At 74.6% G+C, this 19152-nt stretch carries 17 protein-coding genes and 1 pseudogene; 7 read left to right on the forward strand and 11 right to left on the reverse strand.

Features of this window, described 5'->3' with window-relative positions:
* Positions 1-62 precede the first annotated feature (62 nt).
* The gene (locus KSE_RS36900; protein ID WP_014140506.1) at positions 63-1799 is read right to left on the reverse strand and encodes an ABC transporter substrate-binding protein; all 1737 of its coding nucleotides are present in this window, start codon (positions 1797-1799) and stop codon (positions 63-65) included.
* Between the two features lie 731 nt (positions 1800-2530).
* Here KSE_RS36900 and KSE_RS36905 point away from each other — a divergent pair.
* From KSE_RS36905 to KSE_RS36915, 3 genes are all read left to right on the forward strand, one after another.
* Complete coding sequence (locus tag KSE_RS36905; RefSeq protein ID WP_014140507.1) at positions 2531-3172, forward strand: HNH endonuclease family protein; 642 nt, start codon at positions 2531-2533, stop codon at positions 3170-3172.
* Between the two features lie 151 nt (positions 3173-3323).
* The gene (locus KSE_RS36910; protein ID WP_014140508.1) at positions 3324-4358 is read left to right on the forward strand and encodes an alpha/beta fold hydrolase; all 1035 of its coding nucleotides are present in this window, start codon (positions 3324-3326) and stop codon (positions 4356-4358) included.
* A 142-nt stretch (positions 4359-4500) separates the two neighbouring features.
* Positions 4501-6153, forward strand: a complete 1653-nt coding sequence (locus tag KSE_RS36915; RefSeq protein ID WP_014140509.1) for an alkaline phosphatase D family protein — start codon at positions 4501-4503, stop codon at positions 6151-6153.
* Between the two features lie 172 nt (positions 6154-6325).
* Here the strand turns inward: KSE_RS36915 and KSE_RS36920 are convergent, their stop codons facing one another.
* The gene (locus KSE_RS36920; RefSeq protein WP_014140510.1) at positions 6326-6622 is read right to left on the reverse strand and encodes a hypothetical protein; all 297 of its coding nucleotides are present in this window, start codon (positions 6620-6622) and stop codon (positions 6326-6328) included.
* A 276-nt stretch (positions 6623-6898) separates the two neighbouring features.
* Between KSE_RS36920 and KSE_RS46110 the strand changes: the two genes are divergently transcribed.
* Positions 6899-7021, forward strand: coding sequence for a hypothetical protein (locus KSE_RS46110; protein WP_255519028.1), 123 nt, complete (start codon positions 6899-6901; stop codon positions 7019-7021).
* On the opposite strand, the gene KSE_RS36925 is transcribed toward KSE_RS46110, so the two are convergent.
* Entirely contained in the window at positions 6985-7326 is a 342-nt protein-coding gene (locus KSE_RS36925; protein ID WP_014140511.1) for a cupin domain-containing protein, read from the reverse strand. The two genes, KSE_RS46110 and KSE_RS36925, sit on opposite strands and share 37 nt — an antisense overlap.
* A gap of 85 nt (positions 7327-7411) precedes the next feature.
* On the opposite strand from KSE_RS36925, the gene KSE_RS36930 reads away from it, so the two are divergent.
* The gene (locus tag KSE_RS36930) at positions 7412-8062 is read left to right on the forward strand and encodes a nucleotidyltransferase domain-containing protein (RefSeq protein ID WP_014140512.1); all 651 of its coding nucleotides are present in this window, start codon (positions 7412-7414) and stop codon (positions 8060-8062) included.
* 23 nt (positions 8063-8085) lie between these two features.
* Here the strand turns inward: KSE_RS36930 and KSE_RS36935 are convergent, their stop codons facing one another.
* From KSE_RS36935 to KSE_RS36950, 4 genes are all read right to left on the reverse strand, one after another.
* Positions 8086-8742: a lysophospholipid acyltransferase family protein gene (locus tag KSE_RS36935; protein WP_014140513.1), complete on the reverse strand. Its 657-nt coding sequence runs from the start codon at positions 8740-8742 to the stop codon at positions 8086-8088.
* A gap of 101 nt (positions 8743-8843) precedes the next feature.
* Positions 8844-9335: a hypothetical protein gene (locus KSE_RS39165; RefSeq protein WP_014140514.1), complete on the reverse strand. Its 492-nt coding sequence runs from the start codon at positions 9333-9335 to the stop codon at positions 8844-8846.
* A 36-nt stretch (positions 9336-9371) separates the two neighbouring features.
* A complete protein-coding gene (gene lepB / locus KSE_RS36945) occupies positions 9372-10142 on the reverse strand; it encodes a signal peptidase I (protein ID WP_014140515.1) in 771 nt (256 codons plus the stop codon).
* A gap of 311 nt (positions 10143-10453) precedes the next feature.
* On the reverse strand, positions 10454-13648 hold the full coding sequence (locus tag KSE_RS36950) for a M28 family peptidase (protein WP_033259986.1): 3195 nt from the start codon (positions 13646-13648) through the stop codon (positions 10454-10456).
* 330 nt (positions 13649-13978) lie between these two features.
* Between KSE_RS36950 and KSE_RS46115 the strand changes: the two genes are divergently transcribed.
* Entirely contained in the window at positions 13979-15391 is a 1413-nt protein-coding gene (locus KSE_RS46115; RefSeq protein ID WP_014140517.1) for a helix-turn-helix domain-containing protein, read from the forward strand.
* 92 nt (positions 15392-15483) lie between these two features.
* On the opposite strand, the gene KSE_RS36960 is transcribed toward KSE_RS46115, so the two are convergent.
* Complete coding sequence (locus KSE_RS36960) at positions 15484-16056, reverse strand: hypothetical protein (RefSeq protein ID WP_014140518.1); 573 nt, start codon at positions 16054-16056, stop codon at positions 15484-15486.
* 154 nt (positions 16057-16210) lie between these two features.
* Positions 16211-16831, reverse strand: coding sequence for a YdcF family protein (locus KSE_RS36965; protein ID WP_033259516.1), 621 nt, complete (start codon positions 16829-16831; stop codon positions 16211-16213).
* 242 nt (positions 16832-17073) lie between these two features.
* Here KSE_RS36965 and KSE_RS36970 point away from each other — a divergent pair, with 242 nt between their 5' ends.
* The gene (locus KSE_RS36970) at positions 17074-17898 is read left to right on the forward strand and encodes a hypothetical protein (protein WP_014140520.1); all 825 of its coding nucleotides are present in this window, start codon (positions 17074-17076) and stop codon (positions 17896-17898) included.
* Here the strand turns inward: KSE_RS36970 and KSE_RS40630 are convergent.
* Together KSE_RS40630 and KSE_RS36975 are read right to left on the reverse strand one after the other, a co-directional pair.
* Positions 17859-18152: pseudogene (locus tag KSE_RS40630) on the reverse strand (hypothetical protein); the annotation flags it as partial. The gene KSE_RS36970 and the pseudogene KSE_RS40630 overlap by 40 nt on opposite strands.
* A gap of 129 nt (positions 18153-18281) precedes the next feature.
* Positions 18282-19112, reverse strand: a complete 831-nt coding sequence (locus KSE_RS36975) for an oxidoreductase (RefSeq protein ID WP_014140521.1) — start codon at positions 19110-19112, stop codon at positions 18282-18284.
* Positions 19113-19152: the final 40 nt, after the last annotated feature.

Below are 19152 nucleotides of genomic sequence, written 5' to 3' on the forward strand. Positions count from 1 at the left end.
TCTTTCGGAGGTGTCGGGAGGGGAGGGGGCTCAGCCCTGGGCGGGGAGGGCCCGCGCGGGGCTCAGCCCTTGTCGAGCTCGGCCCAGCGGAGCCGGTAGGCGCTGGTCAGCCGCTCCGGCACGCCCTTCACCTCGGAGCGGGTGACGATCGCGGTGGAGCCCTGCAGCAGCGGCAGCAGCGGGATCTGGGCGGCGGTGGCGTCCTGGATCCGCTCGATCTGCTTGGCCCGGGCGGCCGGGTCGGTCTCGGTGGCCTCCTGCTTGATCAGCGCCTGCACGGCCGGGTCGTCGTAGCCGTTGTTCACCCAGCTCTCGTGCGCGAAGAAGCTGCCCACGTAGTTGTCGGCGTCCAGGTAGTCGGCGTACCAGCCGAGTTGGTAGACCGGGTAGAGGCCGGCGACCCGGTCCTTGCCGTACTGCGACCACTCGGTGGACTGCAGGTCGACCTTGAACAGGCCGGTCGCCTCCAGCTGGGTCTTCAGCAGGGCGTACTCGTCGGCCGAGGAGGAGCCGTAGTGGTCGGTGTTGTACTGCAGCTTGAGGGTGACCGGGGTGGTGACCCCGGCGGCGGCGAGCACGGCGGCCGCCGCGTCCTTGCTCGGGCCGCCGTTCTTGTCGCCGTACAGCTTGCGGTACGACGGGGTGGCGCCGGTGATGCCGTCCGGCACCGAGGTGTAGAGCGGCTCCAGGGTGTTCTTGTAGACCTGGGAGGCGAGCTGCTTGCGGTCCACCGCGTGCGCGACGGCCTGCCGGACGGCCAGCGCCTTCGCCGGGTCGGCCTGCGGGGTGCCGCTGCCGTAGGGCTGCGACTTGAAGTCGAAGACCAGGTAGCGGATGCCGTTGCCGGAGCCGGTGTGGACGGTCACGCCCTTCTTGGTGGCGAGGTCCTGGAGGTCGGCGGTGGCCAGGGTGCGGTAGACGACGTCGATGCCGCCCTGCTGGACGTCCAGCTTCAGGTTGTTCGGGTCGGTGTAGTACTTCAGCCGGACCTTCGGGGTCTTCGGCTTGCCCAACTGCCCCTGGTACGCGGTGTTCGCCTCGAACGCGACGAGTGAGTTCTTGCCGTAGCTGGTGATGCCGTACGGGCCGCTCCACGGGCGGGCCTTGACGATCGCGTCGTCGTCGAGGACCTTGTCGGCGGGGAAGACCTCCTCGTCCAGGACCAGGCCCGCGCCGGTGGACAGCACCTGCGGGAAGAGGCTGTCGTTGGCCGACTTGAGGGTGAACACCACGGTCGTCGGATCCGGCGCGGCGACCGAGGCGAGGTTGGCCAGCAGCGGGGACGGGCCGTTCTTGTCGGCGATCTTCAGCTGCCGGTCGAAGCTGAACTTGACGTCGGACGAGGTCAGTTCGTGGCCGTTGGCGAACTTCAGGCCGGGCTTGAGGGTGACGGTGTACTGGGTCGGCGCGGTCAGCTTGACGCCGGAGGCCAGGTCGGGGGCGACGTCCGAGGTGCCGTTCGGGGCGCTCAGCAGCGGCGAGTAGACCTCGCCGGCGATGGTGCCGGAGCCGGCGTCCCAGGCGCCCGCCGGGTCGAGGCTGACCACCTTGTCGGTGGTGCCGACGGTCAGCACGGCGGAGGCGGCGCCGTCGCCGGAACCACCGTTGCTCCCACCGGACTTGGCGCTGGTGCAGGCGGCGCCCGCGACCAGCACGGCGGCGCTCAGCGCGAGCGCGGTGCGGCGGCGGACGGGGGCGCCCGCCCGGGCGGCGGTTCCGCTGACGGATCCGTGGGCGGTTCCGCTGACGGGGCCGCCGGGGTGCGGCGAACTGGCGAAGGGGGAAAGGCGGTTGGGCATGGCTGGTCTCCGGGTCTCACAGGTGCGGCGGTGCGGCGGTGCGCGCGGGCGGGGTGCCGGCAGGCGGTGCGCGGGCGGTGCGCGGGCGGGCGTCGGCGGCGCGCGCGGCGGCCGAACGGGCCGGTGGGCCGGGGGTGTTCCGGCGGTTCCGGTGGTTCGGGGGTCCGGCGCGGGCGGGGTGCGGACGCGGGCCGGCGCGGTCGGGCCGGGCGCGGGCGGTGCGGTCGCGTGGGCCCGTCGGGGCCCGTCCTGTTCAGCTACAGAGGGAGCTGGAGACCATGAGCAGGTCGATGTGGCGGCGGCTGTACAGAGCCGTGGGCACCCTCGTCCTCCCGGTCGTGGTCGGTCCGGCGCGACGGCCGGTGGCGAGGCACGAAAGTAGATCACCGGGGCGGGCCGGTCAAGGGGCGGCCGACGATCGTTACGGCTCGCTGATCTTCCGTCAGTTCCGTTGTTCCGGGCGGTAGTTGGTGACCGGGCGGACGGCCGGGCGGGTTCGGTGCGGTGGCGAACGTTCACATCGCGCGCCGGTATCGCCATATGACGGTAATGCAATCTTCACGGCTCGGTATCTACCCGCATAGACAGCCGGCTGCCAATCTGACCCGGCAGCACGGCCGAGCCCCCCGCCGGGAGCACTCCGGCGCACCGCCCGTGCCCGCCCACGCCCGGCCCGACCGACTGCGCCCGACCACCGTGCCAGGCCCGTTCGCCGAACCCAGGAGCCTCCCGTGCCGAATCGTTTCCTCCGCCGCCTCGCCGCCACCGCGACCACCGCCGTCCTCGCCGCCGGCGTCCTCACCGCCACCACCGGCACCGCCCAGGCCGCGCTGCCCACCCCGGTCTCCGCCGCCACCGCCCGCGGCTACCTGGGCCAGCTCACCGTCAAGGCCGAGAACCGCACCGGCTACAGCCGCGACCTCTTCCCGCACTGGATCACCATCTCCGGCGCCTGCAACACCCGCGAGACCGTGCTCAAGCGCGACGGCTCCGGCGTGGTCACCGACTCCGCCTGCGCCGCCACCTCCGGCAGCTGGTACTCCCCGTACGACGGCGCCACCTGGACCGCCGCCTCCGACCTGGACATCGACCACGTGGTGCCGCTCGCCGAAGCCTGGGACTCCGGCGCCTCCGCCTGGACCACCGCCCAGCGCCAGGCCTTCGCCAACGACCTCACCCGCCCGCAGCTGATCGCCGTCACCGACAGCGTCAACCAGGCCAAGGGCGACAAGGACCCGGCCGAGTGGCTGCCCCCGGTTGTCGGCTACCGCTGCACCTACGCCCGCGCCTGGGTGCAGGTGAAGTACTACTACAACCTGTCCGTGGACAGCGCCGAGAAGACCGCGCTCACCAACCTCCTCAACGGCTGCTGACGGCAGGCCCGTTCGCCTGTTCCCCCGCTCTGCCGTTCGGTCCGTTCTGTCCATCCGGCCCGCCGCCCCCCGGCGCGTCCCGTCCCGGCCCGCGTCCGCTTTCCGGCATGCTGGCCAGCGGCAACGCCAAGGACGGACGGAGGACGGGCGGATGGACAGGCGGACCTTCCACCTGGCGGGAGTCGCGGCCGGCACCGGCCTGCTCGCGACCACCGCCGGCGGGCGGGCGTACGGCGCGCAGTACGGCGCGCCGTACGGGACGGTGCTGTCGGACGTACTGGCCGTGCCGTGGGCACTGAAGCGGGTCGCCGCCGGGGAGTTGAACGTCGGCTACGCCGAGTGCGGCCCGGCCGGCGGGCCGGTGGTGGTCTGCCTGCACGGCTGGCCCTACGACATCCACAGCTACGCCGAGGTCGCCCCGCTGCTCGCCGCCCGCGGCTACCGCGTCGTGGTGCCCTACCTGCGCGGCCACGGCCTCACCCGGTTCCGCTCCGAGCACACCCCGCGCAACGCCCAACAGGCCGCCGTCGCACGGGACCTGATCGCCCTGCTGGACACCCTCGGGATCAGCCGGGCCCTGCTGGCCGGCTTCGACTGGGGCGCCCGCACCGCCGCGATCGCCGCCGCCCTGTGGCCCGAACGGGTCCGGGCCCTGGTCTCGGTCGGCGGCTACCTGATCACCGACGTCCGGGCCCAGGCCGACCCGCTCGCCGCCGAAGCCGAACACGCCTGGTGGTACCAGTACTACTTCACCACCGAACGCGGCCGCCGCGCCCTGGTCGACCGCCGGCTGCGCCGCGACCTGTGCCGGCTGGTCTGGCAGAACGCCTCGCCCACCTGGAAGTTCGAGGAGGAGGTGTTCGACCGCACCGCCGCCGCCTTCGACAACCCCGACTACCCCGACATCGTGGTCCACAACTACCGCTGGCGGCTCGGCCTCGCCCCCGGCGAACACCGCTACGACGCCGACGAACGCCGGCTCGCCACCCGCCCGGTGATCACCGTCCCCACCGTCACCCTCGACGCCGCGCTCGACCCGTTCACCGCCCCCGGCGGCGGCCGCGCCCACCGCGACCGGTTCGCCGGACCGTACCTGCACCGCACCGTCGACGGCGTCGGCCACAACCTGCCGCAGGAGGCACCCGGCGAGTTCGTCCGGGCGGTGCTCGACGCCGACCGGCTGTGAGGCGAGCGGCCGCCCCGCCCCGGGGGCGGCCGGGGCGGGGCGGACGGGGCGGGGCGGGCTTCGCGTCACCGGGGTGAAGGCTTGACGAACAGTCAGCAGCCGCCCTGGACAACGCATTACCGAGCGGTAAGCCTCGGGAGGTGTGACCACACCCACCAGCACCGCCGCGCCCCGCCCGCCGCGCCGCCGGGTCATCCAGGCCGCCGCCCTCACCGCCGGGGCCCTCGCGCTGCCGCTCACCGCCGCCGGCCAGGCCGGCGCCGCCGACACCCCGCGCTTCCTGCACGGCGTCGCCTCCGGCGACCCGCTGCCCGACGGCGTCCTGCTGTGGACCCGGCTCACCCCCACCGCCGACGCCGCCCCCGGCTCCGGACTCGGCCCCGACACCCCCGTCCGCTGGCAACTCGCCACCGACCGCGACTTCACCACCCTCGCCGCCACCGGCACCGTCACCACCAGCGCCGCCACCGACCACACCGTCAAGGCCGACGTCCGCGGCCTGCGCCCCGACACCGCCTACTGGTACCGCTTCCTCGCCGACGGCGTCACCTCCCCCGTCGGCCGCACCCGCACCACCCCCGCCGCCGACGCCACCACCGACCGGCTGCGCCTGGGCGTCGCCTCCTGCGCCAACTGGGAGGCCGGCCACTTCGCCGCCTACCGCCACCTCGCCGCCCGCGGCGACCTCGACGCCTTCCTCTTCCTCGGCGACTACATCTACGAGTACGCCAGCGGCGCCTACGCCGCCCGCGGCACCGTCGTACGCCCGCACGCCCCCGCCCACGAGATCCTCACCCTCGCCGACTACCGCACCCGGCACGGCCGCTACAAGACCGACCCCGACCTCCAGGCCCTGCACGCCGCCGTCCCCACCATCGCCATCTGGGACGACCACGAGTTCGCCAACGACGCCTGGTCCGGCGGCGCCGAGAACCACACCCCCGGCACCGAGGGCGACTGGGCCGCCCGGGTCGCCGCCGCCAAGCAGGCCTACTTCGAGTGGATGCCGGTCCGCCCGTCCGTCGCCGGCACCACCTACCGGCGGCTGCGCTACGGCAAGCTCGCCGACCTGCACCTGCTCGACCTGCGCTCCTTCCGCTCCCGGCAGGCTGCCATCGGCGACGGCGCCGTCGACTCCGCCGACCGCACCCTCACCGGCCGGGCCCAACTCGACTGGCTGAAGGCCGGACTCGCCGCCTCCGACACCACCTGGCGGCTGGTCGGCAACGAGGTGATGATCTCCCCCGTCGCGTTCCTGGCCCTCCCCGACTACCTGCTGCGCCCGCTCGCCCAACTGCTCGGCCTGCCCGGCGAGGGCCTCGCCGTCAACGTCGACCAGTGGGACGGCTACACCCACGACCGGCGCGAACTGCTCGGCCACCTCAAGGACCACCACATCACCAACACCGTCTTCCTCACCGGCGACATCCACTCCGCCTGGGCCTGCGACGTCCCCCACGAGGCCGCCACCTACCCCGCCTCCGGCAGCGCCGCCACCGAGTTCGTCGTCACCTCCGTCACCAGCGACAACATCGACGACATCCTCAAGGTCGCCCCCGGCACCCTCTCCCTGGCCGCCGCCGCCGCGATCCAGGCCGCCAACCCGCACGTCAAGTGGACCGACCTCGACTCGCACGGCTACGGCGTCCTCGACATCACCGCCGACCGCGCCCAGATGGACTACTACGTCCTCTCCGACCGCACCAAGGCCGACGCCACCACCCGCTGGACCCGCTCCTACCGCACCCGCACCGGCACCCAGCAGGTCGAACGCGTCCACGCCCCGGTCACCTGACGACCCGCCCGCCCGCTGCCCGCCCGCTGCCCGTCCGGGGAGCGGGCGGGCGCCGGCCACCCACGCGGGACCGAAAACCCTTGGCCCCCGAACCGCGCCCCGGCGGATACTCCGACCGCCACGGGCGGACACCGCCCCGCCGTCCGGGGCCTGTCGCAGCCGTGACCCGCCGTCAGCCGGCGCCCGCGGCGGGCTTCCGCCCGGCGGAGCCGCCTTCCGCCGGCTCCGCCCCGGCCAGCCAGGCCCGGACGTGCTCGAACGACGGCGCGCGGGACGTCGGCGACCCCGGCCGCAGCGCCCCCGCCGGGAGGAACACCGCCCGGCAGCCCCGGTACAGCCAACTCGCCTGCCACACCTGCCGCGCCAGCGCCCAGTGCGCGTCCGAGACCATCCCGCTCGCCGCCAGCCGCCGCCGGGCCGCCGGTCGGCGGACCACCCGGCTCGCCGCGTACAGGACCGCCGTGAACACGCCGCTCAGCAGGACCGCGGCCGCGGAGGCCCCCGGCCCCGCGCTCCCGCCCGCCGACCGCACCAGTGTGCCACGACGCCGCGCAGCGCGGCCGGGACGGGCAGCCTGCGGTCGGCCAGCGCGCAGGAGGGGCAGACGGCAGCCATCGGGGGCGGCTCCAAGGCGTCGGACGGCCCACGGCGCCGCAACGCGCGAGGCCGGGGGAACAGCGGGTCGGCCCGCACGATAAGCCCACCGGACGACAACCCCCGCACCACCGAAGGAAGGCCCCCGACCGTGCCCACCGCCCACGCCCTCGACCCCCGCCAGGTCGCCGACGGCTACGGCGGCTCACCCGACCCGCGCTTCCTGCCGCGCCCCGGTCAGTCCAGCTCCGCCGGGGCGGGGACGCCGCCGTAGGCCGGGGCGAAGAAGACCAGGGCGGTGACGTCCTCGGTGATGTCGTGGAAGCGGTGGCGTTCGCGGGCCGGGACGAACAGGGTGGTGCCGGGGCCGACGTCGACGGTGCGGTCGGCGGAGGTGAAGCGGGCCCGCCCGCGGGTGACCACGTAGACCTCGTCCTGGAGGTGGGGTGACTGGTCGTCGGTGGAGCCCGCCGGGAGCGAGTAGGTGCCGAAGCTCAGGGCGGGCACGCTCAGGTGTTCGGCGTAGTGGGCCGAGCCGTCCGGCCCGGGGCGGAACGCGCCGCTGTCGAGGATCTCCATGGCGGCCGATCCTCGCACGGGCGGGCGGCGGACGGAGGGGTTATCGCGGGGATAGCGGGGCGCGGGCGGACGGTAGGTTCGGGGGATGGGGAGCGAGGAAGGCCCGCCGCCCGGCGGGGTGCGGATCGACGTGGCCGAGGTGGACGCGCGCTGGGCCGCGGCCTGGCGGCCCGAGCGGGTGGCGCGGCGGCTGGAGGGGATCGCCGCGCCCTGGTACGTGGCCGCGGGCTGGGCGCTCGACCTGTTCCTCGGCGGGCAGTCGCGGCCGCACGACGACCTGGAGATCGCCGTCCCCGCCGGGGAGTTCGCGGAACTGCGTTCGCGCTTCCCCGAGTTGGAGTTCGACGCGGTCGGCTGGGGGCGGACCTGGCCGGCCGCCGGACCGGCCGCGCTGGCCGCGACCCGGCAGACCTGGGCGCGGGACCCGGCGAACGGGCAGTACCGGTTCGACGTGTTCCGCGAGCCGCACGAGGACGGCCGGTGGATCTGCCGGCGCGACGAGAGCCTGCGGCTGCCCTACCCCGAGGTGATCGAGCGGACCGCCGACGGCATCCCCCACCTGCGCCCCGAACTCGCCCTGCTGTTCAAGGCCAAGGCCGTCCGGGACAAGGACCGGGCGGACTTCGAACGGGTGCTGCCCCGGCTGGGCCCGGACCGCCGCGCGGCACTGGCCGCCTGGCTGCGCCGGGCCCACCCCGGGCACGAGTGGCTGGAGCGGCTGGAGCGGCTGGGGTAGGGGGTGGGGCGCCGGCGGCGGGGTCAGCCCCGCTGGGCGGCCGCCAGGCGGTCGGCGGCGGTGCGCCAGGCGTCCGTCACGGCGGTGCGGGCGCGGGCGGTGGCGGTCGGGACGTCGTCGCCGTCGAGGCGCAGCGGGGCGCCGAGGTGGACGTGGACGCGGGGGCGGCGCAGCGGCGCGGTGAGGACGCCGGCGACCTGCTTGGCGGTGGAGCCGGAGCTGATCCGGCGGGCGCCGGCCTGGCCGAGCGGGACGACCGGGGCGCCGTCGGCGGCGAGCCGGGCGAGGCCGGAGCGGAACGGTCCCGGCGGGGTGTCGGCAGCGTCCACCCGGCGGGGGAGCCGGCCCTCGGGGTAGATGACGACGACCCGGCCGGCGGCCAGCGCGGCGGCCGCGTCGTCCAGGGCCCGCGCGGCCCGGGCGGTGCCCCGGTGTACCGGGACGTGCCCCTCGCGGGCCAGCGCGCCGCCCAGCAAGGGGATCCGCCACAGCCCGGCGGTGGCCAGCACCACCGGTTCGACGCCGAGCCGGCTGACGGCGGCGAGCACCAGGCCCGGGTCGATCAGCGAGGAGTGGTTGGCCGCGACGATGCTGCCGGGCGCGAGCACCGCGTCCTCGTCGGCGGAGAAGGTGAACCGTCCGAGGAGCGGGACGACGGCGCGGGCGACGGCACTGAGCACGGGGCGTTCCTAGCGGCGGTGCGGGGTGGGCGGGGTGGGCGGCCGGGTTCGGCTCCGTCCATGGTGCCGGGGGCGGCACGGCGGGGCTTGAGCCCGGGTACTCAACCCGGCGGTGCGGCGGGGGTGTTCCAGGGGGCGTTCCAGGGGGTGTCGTGCGCGGGGCCGAGGACGTGTTCGATCTCGCCCAGCAGCTCGCGCAGCAGGGCGGCCCCGCGGGTGGTCCGGCCGTCGGCGTCCGGCGGGAGCTCCGCGCAGTGCCGGACCGCCGCGTTCAGGTCGTCGGCGAAGAGTCCGAGGGCGTCGGTGGCCCCGGCGTGGATCCACTCCTGGTGGCTCCAGTCGGCGTCCGGCAGCGCGGCGGCGACCACCGCGACCCCGGTGCCGTCCCCGCGCCGGAGCAGCGCGGCGGTGGTCCGCAGGGTGACGAAGGTGTCGTCGGGGTCGAGGACGAGCGCCCGCAGGGTCTCGGCGGCGTCCGGGAGTTCGGCGAACGCCGCCAGGCCGTGGCCGGCGTCGGCGCGGTCGCGGTAGTCGTGGCTCCGGGCGAGTGCGGTGAGTGCCCGGGCGGCGGCGTGCCGCGCCTCCTGGTCCATCGGTTCCGTCCTCTCTCTCCGGTGTTGCGGGGCGGTTCAGTGCACGCGGCGGAAGGTGTCGGGGATCGGGAGGGTGGTCCAGCGGCCGGCGGGCCAGACCAGGACGCGGGCGCGGCCGATCACGTCGTCGACGGGGACGAAGCCGCCCGCCGGGTTGTGGAGCTGCTGGTAGCGGGAGTCACGGGAGTCGTTGCGGTGGTCGCCCATCACCCAGACGAAGCCGGCCGGCACCTTGACCGTGCCGACCGGGTTGTCGTCGCAGGGGGTGGCGCCGGGGTAGAGGTAGGGCTCGTCGAGGGCGGTGCCGTTGACCTTGAGGGGCTGGCCCGCGTTGCACTCGACGGTGTCCCCGCCGACCCCGATCACCCGCTTGATCAGGTCCTTCTCGTCGGCGGCGGGCATCAGCCCGAGGTGGCTGAGCAGGCTCTGCAGGGCGTTGCCGGAGGAGGCGGGCTCGGTCAGCCAGTTGTTCGGGTCGCGGAAGACGACGACCTCGCCGCGCTCGGGCCGCTCGCCCAGCCAGGGGCTGAACTTGTCGACGGCCACCCGGTCGCCCTTCTGCAGGGTGCCCATCATCGAGCCGGACGGGATGACGAAGACCTGCACCAGGAAGGTCTTGATCAGCAGCGAGAGCAGCAGCGCCGAGGCCACGCAGCCGACGAACGTCCGGGCGCGGGAGGGGCCGAGCACCCGGCGCAGCACCCGGCGGGCGGGCCCGCCCGGGGCGCTGTCCGGGGCGCTGCCGGGGCCGCCGGGCGGGGGCGGCGGCTCCGACTCCAGCACGGGGTCGGTGGCGGTGGTGGTCACGGCGGCTCCCGCCCGGGGCGGTCGGGCCGCCCCCGGGTGGCGGGTGGCGGCTGGGGGTGACGGACGATCAGGACGGCGCACATCGTACGTGCACCGTACGTGTGTCCGGCGTAAGGCCGCCGCCGGTGGCGGGGGACGGGCGGGAACGCGCGTGTGCCGCGACCCGTCCCCCAACCGGTCGCGGCACACCCGTCGTACTGGTTCCTGCAGTTGTCGGTCCTGCTCAGGTCCTGCTCAGGTCCTGCTCAGGTGGTGCTCAGGTCCTGCTCAGATGGTGCGGGTAGTGGTGCTCGGGAGCGGTTCCCGGTGGCTCACAGGCGCTGCCACAGGGCCGGGACGACGTCCGGGGTCCAGGTGCTCTGCGAGGTGTGGGCCTGCAGGCACTTGTAGCTGACACCGTTGTAGGTGACGACGTCGCCCGCGTTGTAGGCCACGCCGGCCGCCCAGGTGCCGCCGCCGGTGCCGCCGCCGTTGACCACCAGGGTGTAGCTGGTGGTGTGGGTGGCGGCGGTGCCCGCACCGGTGATGGTGAGGGTGTAGGTGCCGGCGGGGGTGGAGGAGGAGGTGGAGACCGTCAGGGTCGAGCTGCCGCCGCTGGTGACGGAGGACGGGCTGAACGAGACGCTGGTGCCGGACGGGGCGCCGCTCGCGGAGAGCGAGACGCTCTGCGCGTTGCCGGAGCTGGTGCCGGTGGAGACGGTGGCGCTGGCCGCGGAGCCCGCCTGGACGGTGCCGGTGGACGGGTTCACCGCGAGGGTGAAGTCGTCGGTCGGAACGGTGGTGCCGCCGACCGAGGTCTTCCAGATCGCGTACGCCACGCCGTCCGCGTTCCGGTTGAGCACCGTCGCGTTGATGTTGGACGTGGTGTCGCACGCGGAGTGGTAGCAGGAGTCGTACGACGCGCCCGCGTTGCCGCCCCACTTGGCGGCCTGCGAGGAGGACTTGGTGGCGCTGGCGCCCGCCGCGTAGCCCGAGGTCGGGATGCCGCCCTGCTGGAAGGAGTAGTCGTCGGAACGGCCCTGGCCCTCGACGTTCTCCTCCGGCTGGAGGTTCAGCGAGTCCCAGTACGCCTTGAGCGGCGCCGCGGTGGCCGAGTTGACGTTGTTGATGAAGTAGCCGGCGTTGGGGGAGCCGACCATGTCGAAGTTGTAGTAGCCCTTGATCGCCGAGCGCTGGGTCGAGGAGAGCTGGCCCACGTAGTACTGCGAGCCCTGCAGGCCCTGCTCCTCACCGGCCCACCAGGCGAACCGGACGTGCCGGGTCATGGTCGGGTTCTGCTGCGCCAGGACGAGCGCGTTCTCCAGCAGGGTGGCCGAGCCGGAGCCGTTGTCGTTGATGCCCGGACCGGCCGAGACCGAGTCCAGGTGCGCGCCGAACATGGTGACCTGGTCGGACGGGCCGCCCGGCCAGTCGGCGATCAGGTTGTTGGAGGTGTAGGTGCAGGAGGTGCAGGTCTGCTCGGTGACGGTGTAGCCCGCCGCCTGCAGCTTGCCCTTCACGTACGCCAGCGACTGGGTGTAGCCGGCGGTGCCCGCCCGGCGGTTGCCGCCGTTCTGCTGGGCGATGGTGTACAGCTGGCTCAGGTGCGCCTGCACGTTGGCGACGTTGATGTCCGGGGCCGAGCCGCCGGGGTTGCCCCCGCCGCCGGTCACGGTCAGCTGGTACTGCGCGGTGTGGGTGGCCGGACCGGTGCCGGTCACCGTCAGGGTGTAGGTGCCCGCCGCGGTGTTGGCGCCGACGTTGACGTTCAGCGTCGCGGAGCCGCCGGACTGCACGGAGGACGGCGAGACCGTCGCGGTGGTGCCGGACGGGGCGCCGGTGACGGTCAGCGAGACGTTCGCCGCCGAGCCCGCGGTGACGGCGGTGGAGACCGTCGCGCTGGTGGAGCTGCCCGCCTGGACGCTGCCCGAGGACGGGTTCAGCGCCAGCGAGTAGTCACTGGTCGGAGACGAGGTGCAGGTCGGGTCGCCGGCCTGGGCCGGAACGCTGACCGCGTCCCACGCCGCCTTGGTGCGGTTGAAGAAGGTGCAGCTCGCGTCGAGGTTCTTGGCCGCGGTCAGGGTCGCGGTCCGGTACTTCTTGTAGGTCATGCCGCTGGTCTTGAGCAGCATGCCGCCGTAGAAGACCCGGCCCGCGTCGCGGATGCCGATGCCGGTGACGGACGAGGAGTTGCAGGTCGGGCTGGTCGGCTTGCCGCCGCCCGGGTTGGAGCCCTCGGCCAGCAGGTAGAACCAGTGGTTCAGCGGGCCGGCCGCCGCGTGCTCCTCGGTGTTGGGGATCGAGGAGGAGTAGCAGTTCGGGTTGCCGGAGACCTGCGACGGGTTGTACATCACCCGGATCGGACCGCTGCCGACCAGGTTGATCATCTCGCCGACGGTGTAGTCCGGGCTGTCGTACGGCGACGGCTCGTTGGCGTACGCCTCGGTCAGCGCGCCCATGATGTCGCCGGTCGCCTCGCCCAGGCCCGCCTCGTTGTTGGCGCCGCCCGGGGTGAACTGGTCGAGGCCGTGGCCGAACTCGTGGCCCACCACGTCGATCGAGGCGATCCACTCGTTGGCCTGGCTGTGGCCGATCGAGATGGTCGAACCGTCCCAGTACGCGTTGACGTCGTTCAGGCCGACCTTGACCGGCCAGCTGCCGCCGTTGCCGTTGTGCCCGTTGCGACCCAGCCAGTCGCGGAGCATGTCCCACTCCTTCTGCGCCGCGAACATCGCGTCGGCACAGCCGGTCTCCTTGGAGGTGGCCGCGCCGGTGCCCCAGGAGTCGGTGGACTTGCTGAAGACCTGACCGGTCGAGTAGTCCGAGCACTGCAGGCCCGGACGGGTCGCGTCGCGCAGCGAGTACGAGCCCGCCGAGCCGCTGGTGTTGATGGTCAGGCCCGCCGGGCCGTTCCACTTGCTGTTGATGGTGCCGGCCTTGACGTCGTCGTAGCTGTCCGCCACCTCGCCGGTGACCGCGTCCACGAACACGTGCAGGTGGCTGGGCCGGTTCTCGGTCGTGCCGGTCAGCACCGACTCCCAGGCCAGCCGGGAGGTGCCGTCCTTGACCCGGACCACCAGCCGCGGCGCCTCCGCGGAGTCCACCTTCGCCAACCGCGCGCGCGCCGCCTTCTCGGCCGCCGCCGCGCTCACCTTCGCCTTGGTCGGCACGCCGACCGGCCCGGTCGCGGCGTTCTGCACGCCGCGGACCTTGCCCTGGCCGTCGGCGAGCACCACCGCGTCGCCGCCGACCACCGGCAGGCCCTTGTAACTGCGCTCGTACGAGACCGAGTACAGGCCGTTCAGGAACTGGGTGACGTTCCGGCGCTCGTAGCTCTCGTCCGGGCCCTTGGCCAGCGAGTCCAGGCCGGCCGAAGCCGCCAGGTCCGCTGCCGAGACGGCGGCCGCCAGGGGGGTGGGGGCCGGCGGTGCGGGCAGGGGCGCGGCGTTCGCCTGTCCGGCGAAACCACCGAGCATGCCGCCCAGCACGGCCAGGGTGGTGCCGGCGGTCAGCAATCTGCGTTTCATCAGAGCTCCTCAGCTCCTCGGGTGTGGGGGTGCCCGGAACCCTCACACCGCCGACATGGCCCGGTCAACGAACCTGACAATCTCCGGAGCGGGATGGCAAATTCCGTCAAAGACATTGATCTAGAAGGCATTTGGCGGCCCGTCAGCAAGGGTGCGCGGCGCCCGGAAAGGGCCCGGAACGGGCCCGCGACGGGCGGAGGCAAGGGCTCCGGCAAGGGCGATGGCAAAGAAGAGGTACAGACCACACCATGTACGGGGCCGGTCCCGCCGGGTACCGTCTGCTCACAGGAGCACGACGGAACGGAACGGCACCGGGGGAGGTGACGGCGGATGCTGGGAGCACCCAACCCGGTCGAACTGCCGGACGGCGGGACCCGACAGGAATTCGGCGCCCTGCTGCGCCACTGGCGCCGCCACGCCGGCTGGACCCAGGCCCAACTCGGCGCCGCCGTCGGCTACGACCACACCGCCGTCAGCCGCCTCGAACACGGCGCCCGCCGCGCCACCCCCCGACTGGTCCGGCAGATCGACGAACTCCTCGGCACCGGCGGCGAACTCACCCGCAGCCACGCCCGCGCCGAGAGCGCCGAAGGCGGCCGCCCCGCCCTGCCCCCGCACCTGCTCCGCCCCCCGCTGCCCCCCGGCACCGGACCCGTCCCCGCCGCCACCCCCGCCGCCCCCGTCCCCGCCAGCCTCCCCGACCACGACGTCCAGTGCCCGCTGCACGGCGCCACCGGCTGCCAGCCCCCGCCCCCCGCCACCGCCGTCGCCCTGCACGCCGCGTTCTGCGCCGACCCCGCCGCCCCCCTCGACACCGACACCGTGCACGCCCTCGCCGCCGTCCTCGGCGCCCAACTCCACAGCGCCGAAAGGGCAGTGGGCGAACGCGGACCCGGCGGCGTGATCGAGGGCACGCTGCGCGCCGTCGTCACCCGGCTCGCCGACGCCCCCGCCCGGCACCGCCGCGTCCTCGCCCGCCTCGCCGCCGAACACGCCCACGCCGCCGGCAGCCTCCGCCTGCACGGCGGCCGCCCCGCCACCGCGATGGCCTGCTTCGACCGCGCCCTCGGCTGGGCCGCCCTCGCCGACGACCCCACCACCCAGGCCGCCGCCCTCAGCGACATGGCCGTCCTCGGCCTGCTCGACGACGACCCCGCCTCCGCCGGCGACTACGCCCGCGAGATCCGCCGCGCCGCCCCCGGACGCCACTGGTCCGACGCCCTCGCCGACCTCGGCGAAGCCCGCGCCACCGCCCTCGCCGGCGACATCCGCGCCACCGTCCGGCACATCGGCCGCGCCCGCCAACACCTCGACCGCCCCGGCACCGTCGCCGCCGAGGAACACGTCCCCTGGCTCGCCCCCGCCGCCCTCCGGCTGCGCGTCGAATCCGGCTCCTCCGCCGCCCTGCGCGACCTCGCCGCCGCCACCGCCGACCCCCGCCTCGCCCGGCGCGCCCTCACCGCCGCCACCGCCGCCCTCGAACTCCTCGGCGACGGCCAACTCCCCGCCGCCCGCGCCATGCTCACCGTCCGGATCGCCGACTGCCACCTCTGCGCCGACGACCCGCACACCGCCCTCGCCGCCCTCGCCCCCCTCCTCACCCCCGACCGCACCCCGCTCCCCGGCTTCCCCGCCCTCGTCCGCCACGAACTCCGCGGCCTGCGCGGCAGACTGGCGACCGGCGCCGACCGCTGGGGGCCCGCCGCCGCCGAGGCCGCGATGCGGCTGGGCGCGGGCGCCTGACGGCGCCTGACGGCGCGGGGCGCCGCCGGGGCCGGGACGCGGACGGGGCCGGGGCGCGGACGGGCTGCCCCCTCCTCCGGGCGGGCGTCCGGTCAGGACGGTGTCGCCTGGGCCCCGAGCAGCCCCCACCCGGCATCGCGGGCCCGCCGCCAGACCGGCACCAGCCCGTCCAGCAGGGCGTCCGCGTCCTCCGGCCGGACCTCCTCCAGCGCCTCGTACAGCCGCCGTTCGGCCGCCGCCCGCTCCCCGGTGCCGAGCGAGAACGCGGCCTCGACGGCCGGGAACGCCTCCCGCACCCGCTCCGGCCCCAGCGCGAAGTTCCCGAACCAGCCCGGCAGCGCCCCGAACCGCTCCGCCCCCACGGCGTGCGCCAACCCCGCCGCCGGACAGCCCTTGCGGCAGGCCGCCGCCAGGAACGGCCCCGACTTCTCGTGGGCGCCCCACACCTCGTACAGCAGGTCGAGGTGGTCGTCCAGCAGGTCCGGCGCGGCCAGCCCGTACTGCGCCTCCGCCTCCCGCAGATCGAGCTCCCCGCGCCGCCAGCGCTCGAACCCGGCCCCGCCCTCCCGGGCCTGCGCCGCCACCAGCGGCCCGACCACCGCCCCCACGTCGACGACGACCGCGCCGGGCACCGGCATGACGACCCACCACCCCGTGACACTCATGCGCGGCAGCGTACGCGGCGGCGCCGACAACTCCGGCGCCCGGCGGCGGAGGAGCGGCAGGGGACCGGCGGAGTCGGCGGAGTCGGCTTTCGGCAACTCGGCTTGCCCGCAGTCGAACTGATCCTCCGTCGGCAACGTCCTCACGTCGCCGCTCCTACCGCCGCCGGGCCTTCCGCTCGGCGGGGGCGAGGCCGCGCAGCGCCCGGAGTCCGTGCAGGGCCAGCAGCGGTTTGACGAGCGTCCATTCGCCGGGGCGGTAGTCGTCCGCGCGCACCAGTCGCCGGGCGAGGTCGGGGCGTTGGCGTCGCAGGTAGGCGCGGGCCTTGAGGGCGTGGGCCGGTTGGGAGACGAGCTTGATGCGGTCGGCGTCCTCCAGCAGGGGGATCACGTGGGTGATGTTCTCCCAGGTGTTCGTGCTCCGCTCCTCCAGGAGAACGGCGCCGTCGAAGCCGAGCACCGACGTCGCGTAGTCGGCCATCAGCCGGGCCTCGGTGGTGCCGTGACCGGTCGGGCCGCCGCTGAGGATCAGCCGGGTCCCGGGCGCGCCGTCGGCGGGGACGGAGCGGATCCCGGCGCGGACCCGCCACCGGTTGACCGGGTTCGCCGTCGCCCCGGGGTTCCGGTACCCGAGGACCACCACGGCCGTGCGCACGCCCCCGCCGTCGCCGCCCGTCCCCACGAGCGTGCGGGACCAGCGCCGGTTCAACCACTCGCCCCAGGCCAGGGCGGCCGCGCCCGTGACCCCGGCCGCCGCCGCCACCGTCCCGCGCCGCACGTGCCGCACGCGCCGCCGGGGCGCCCCGGCGCCGGGCACCCGCGTGACGGCCCACCACCCCGTGACACTCATGCGCGCCAGCGTACGCGGAGTCGGCCGCACGCCGGCCCGCGACGGAAAACCGGTGGAGTTCGCGGGACCGGCGCACCACACTGTCCGGCGGGTCCGACCACCGGGCCACCGAACCACCGACAGGAGCAGCCGGTTTGACGGAGCCCGCACCCACGTCCACGCCCGCACCCGTGCCCACGCCTTACGACGCCGAACGCCGCGCCTTCAGCCGGGCGGCCCTGGCGCGGCTGGTCCTCAGCGACACCAGCGCCGACCTCGCCGCCGCCGCCGGACAGTTGGCGATCACCCGGTTCGACGACCAGACCGGCCCGGGCGGCCGGGTCAGCGAGGCCGCCACCCTGCGGGACGTCGCTGACCGGGTGCTCCTCCGGGCGGTCCTCTTCGAGCGTGAGCGCGGCAGCAGCTGGGAGCAGATCGCCCGCTACCTCGGCACCGACGCGGCCGACGCGGCCGAGCGGTTCACGCCCGCCGTCGAGCGGTGGGAGCGTGCGTTCGAGGAGCCGTACCGCCTGGACGCGACGGGCCGCAAACGGGTGCCCCAACTGCCCACGGCCGCCTACGACCCCGAGGACGCGTGCCGCCGGCTCGACCTCACCGTCAGCCTCCGCGCGTTCTTCCAGGACGAACACCCGGTCAGCGGCGAGCTCCGCCCGAGCCCCCCGGCCCCGGACTACAGCCTCGGCGGCCGGATCCCGCGCCGGAACCTCGGCCTGTTCGCGTACCTGCTGGCCACCTACACGCACGACCACTCGGACACCGACTGGGATGCCGCCACCGCGCACGTGCACGGCACCGCCGAGGACGACCCCGGCAGCTGGGACACCCACCTGATCGAGGGCTCGACCGCGTCGGTCCGCCTCCACCTCGCCAACGCCACCCACGGCGACGACCTCGTCGAAGCCGTCGTCACGGGCGCGACGGACACCGAACTCCGCCTGCGGATCGACACCCTGTTCGACGCCCTGGGCCCGGACGCCCTGGGCCCGGACGCCTGAACCCGCCCGGTGCCGCCGATGGCCGCCTCCCGGTCCCGGACCAGCGTCTTGGTGACCCGGCCGATACCGCTGATCAGCGACCACATGCCCGACAGGATGTCGCCGCCCTGCCGGGTCGGGATCATCTCCGCGGTCAGGAACCGCGAGAAGTCCAGCGTCATCACCAGCACCGGCAGGATCCGCTGCCGGCCCGGCGCGACCTGCACTTTCGTCTCGGGGAACCACAGGTCGCACTGCGCGATCCCGCCCGGTTCTCCACTTTCAGCACGTTCTGGCTTGATCCACGGGTCGGGACAGCGCGGTCGAGTCCGGGAAGCGCGGGACGGGCCGGAGGGATCGAACGCCTCACCGGGTCCGTCGCAGCCCTGTGCCTCCCGGGTGGTTCAGCGGGGCAGGCCGACGGCGCGGGAGATCACGGCGTCGAAGGCGCGGTCGGGCAGGATCCGGCGCAGGGCGATCAGGGGGCGGGCCCCGAAGCCGGTGGCGTAACGGGTCCTGGGGCGGCGGGCGGTGACGGCCTTGGCGATGGCGTCGGCGATGACGGAGGGCGGGGAGTTGCGCTTGGCGTTGGCCTCCGAGCGCAGGGAGGAGGCGACGGCGGCGGCCTGTGCGGTGTAGGCGCCGCCGGTGGAGGACTTCTCCAGCTTGTCGGCGGCGATGGCGCCCCATTCGGTGGCGATGCCGCCGGGCTCGATGACGACGACGTCGATGCCGAAGGGCTTGGCCTCCAGGCGCAGGCAGTCGCTGAGGGCTTCGAGGGCGAACTTGGTGCCGTGGTACCAGCCGCCGAGCGGCGTGTAGATCTTGCCGCCCATGGAGGTGACGTTGACGACGGTGCCGGAGCGCCGGGCGCGCATGTGGGGCAGGACGAGCTGGGTCAGGCGGATCGCGCCGAAGACGTTGACCTCGAACTGGTGGCGCGCCTCGTCCAGGGGGACGTCCTCCAGGGCGCCGTAGGAGCCGTATCCGGCGATGTTGGCCAGGACCTCGATGCGGCCGGTCTCGGCGACGATCCTCTCGATGCCGGCCCGCATGGAGTCCTCGTCGGTGACGTCCATCGCGAGCGGGCGGATGCCGCGATCGGCGAGCTGTTCGAGGCGGTCGGTGCGGCGGGCGGCTCCGTAGACGGTGTAGCCAAGTTCCTGCAGCTTGAGGGCGGTGGCCTCGCCGATGCCGGAGGAGGCGCCGGTGACGAGGGCGGTCTTGGCGGGCATGGCGGGGTCCTCACAGTTAAGATGAACTAAGGTTCACCAT

Origin of the sequence: Kitasatospora setae KM-6054, assembly GCF_000269985.1 — a bacterium.
GTDB lineage: Bacteria > Actinomycetota > Actinomycetes > Streptomycetales > Streptomycetaceae > Kitasatospora > Kitasatospora setae.

Coding starts and splice junctions, on each gene's coding strand:
- KSE_RS36900 (WP_014140506.1), bottom strand. CDS start 1,799: ATGCCCAACCGCCTTTCCCCCTTCGCCAGTTCGCCGCACCCCGGCGGC.
- KSE_RS36910 (WP_014140508.1), top strand. CDS start 3,324: ATGGACAGGCGGACCTTCCACCTGGCGGGAGTCGCGGCCGGCACCGGC.
- KSE_RS36925 (WP_014140511.1), bottom strand. CDS start 7,326: ATGGAGATCCTCGACAGCGGCGCGTTCCGCCCCGGGCCGGACGGCTCG.
- KSE_RS36930 (WP_014140512.1), top strand. CDS start 7,412: ATGGGGAGCGAGGAAGGCCCGCCGCCCGGCGGGGTGCGGATCGACGTG.
- KSE_RS39165 (WP_014140514.1), bottom strand. CDS start 9,335: ATGGACCAGGAGGCGCGGCACGCCGCCGCCCGGGCACTCACCGCACTC.
- KSE_RS36950 (WP_033259986.1), bottom strand. CDS start 13,648: ATGAAACGCAGATTGCTGACCGCCGGCACCACCCTGGCCGTGCTGGGC.
- KSE_RS46115 (WP_014140517.1), top strand. CDS start 13,979: ATGCTGGGAGCACCCAACCCGGTCGAACTGCCGGACGGCGGGACCCGA.
- KSE_RS36960 (WP_014140518.1), bottom strand. CDS start 16,056: ATGAGTGTCACGGGGTGGTGGGTCGTCATGCCGGTGCCCGGCGCGGTC.
- KSE_RS36975 (WP_014140521.1), bottom strand. CDS start 19,112: ATGCCCGCCAAGACCGCCCTCGTCACCGGCGCCTCCTCCGGCATCGGC.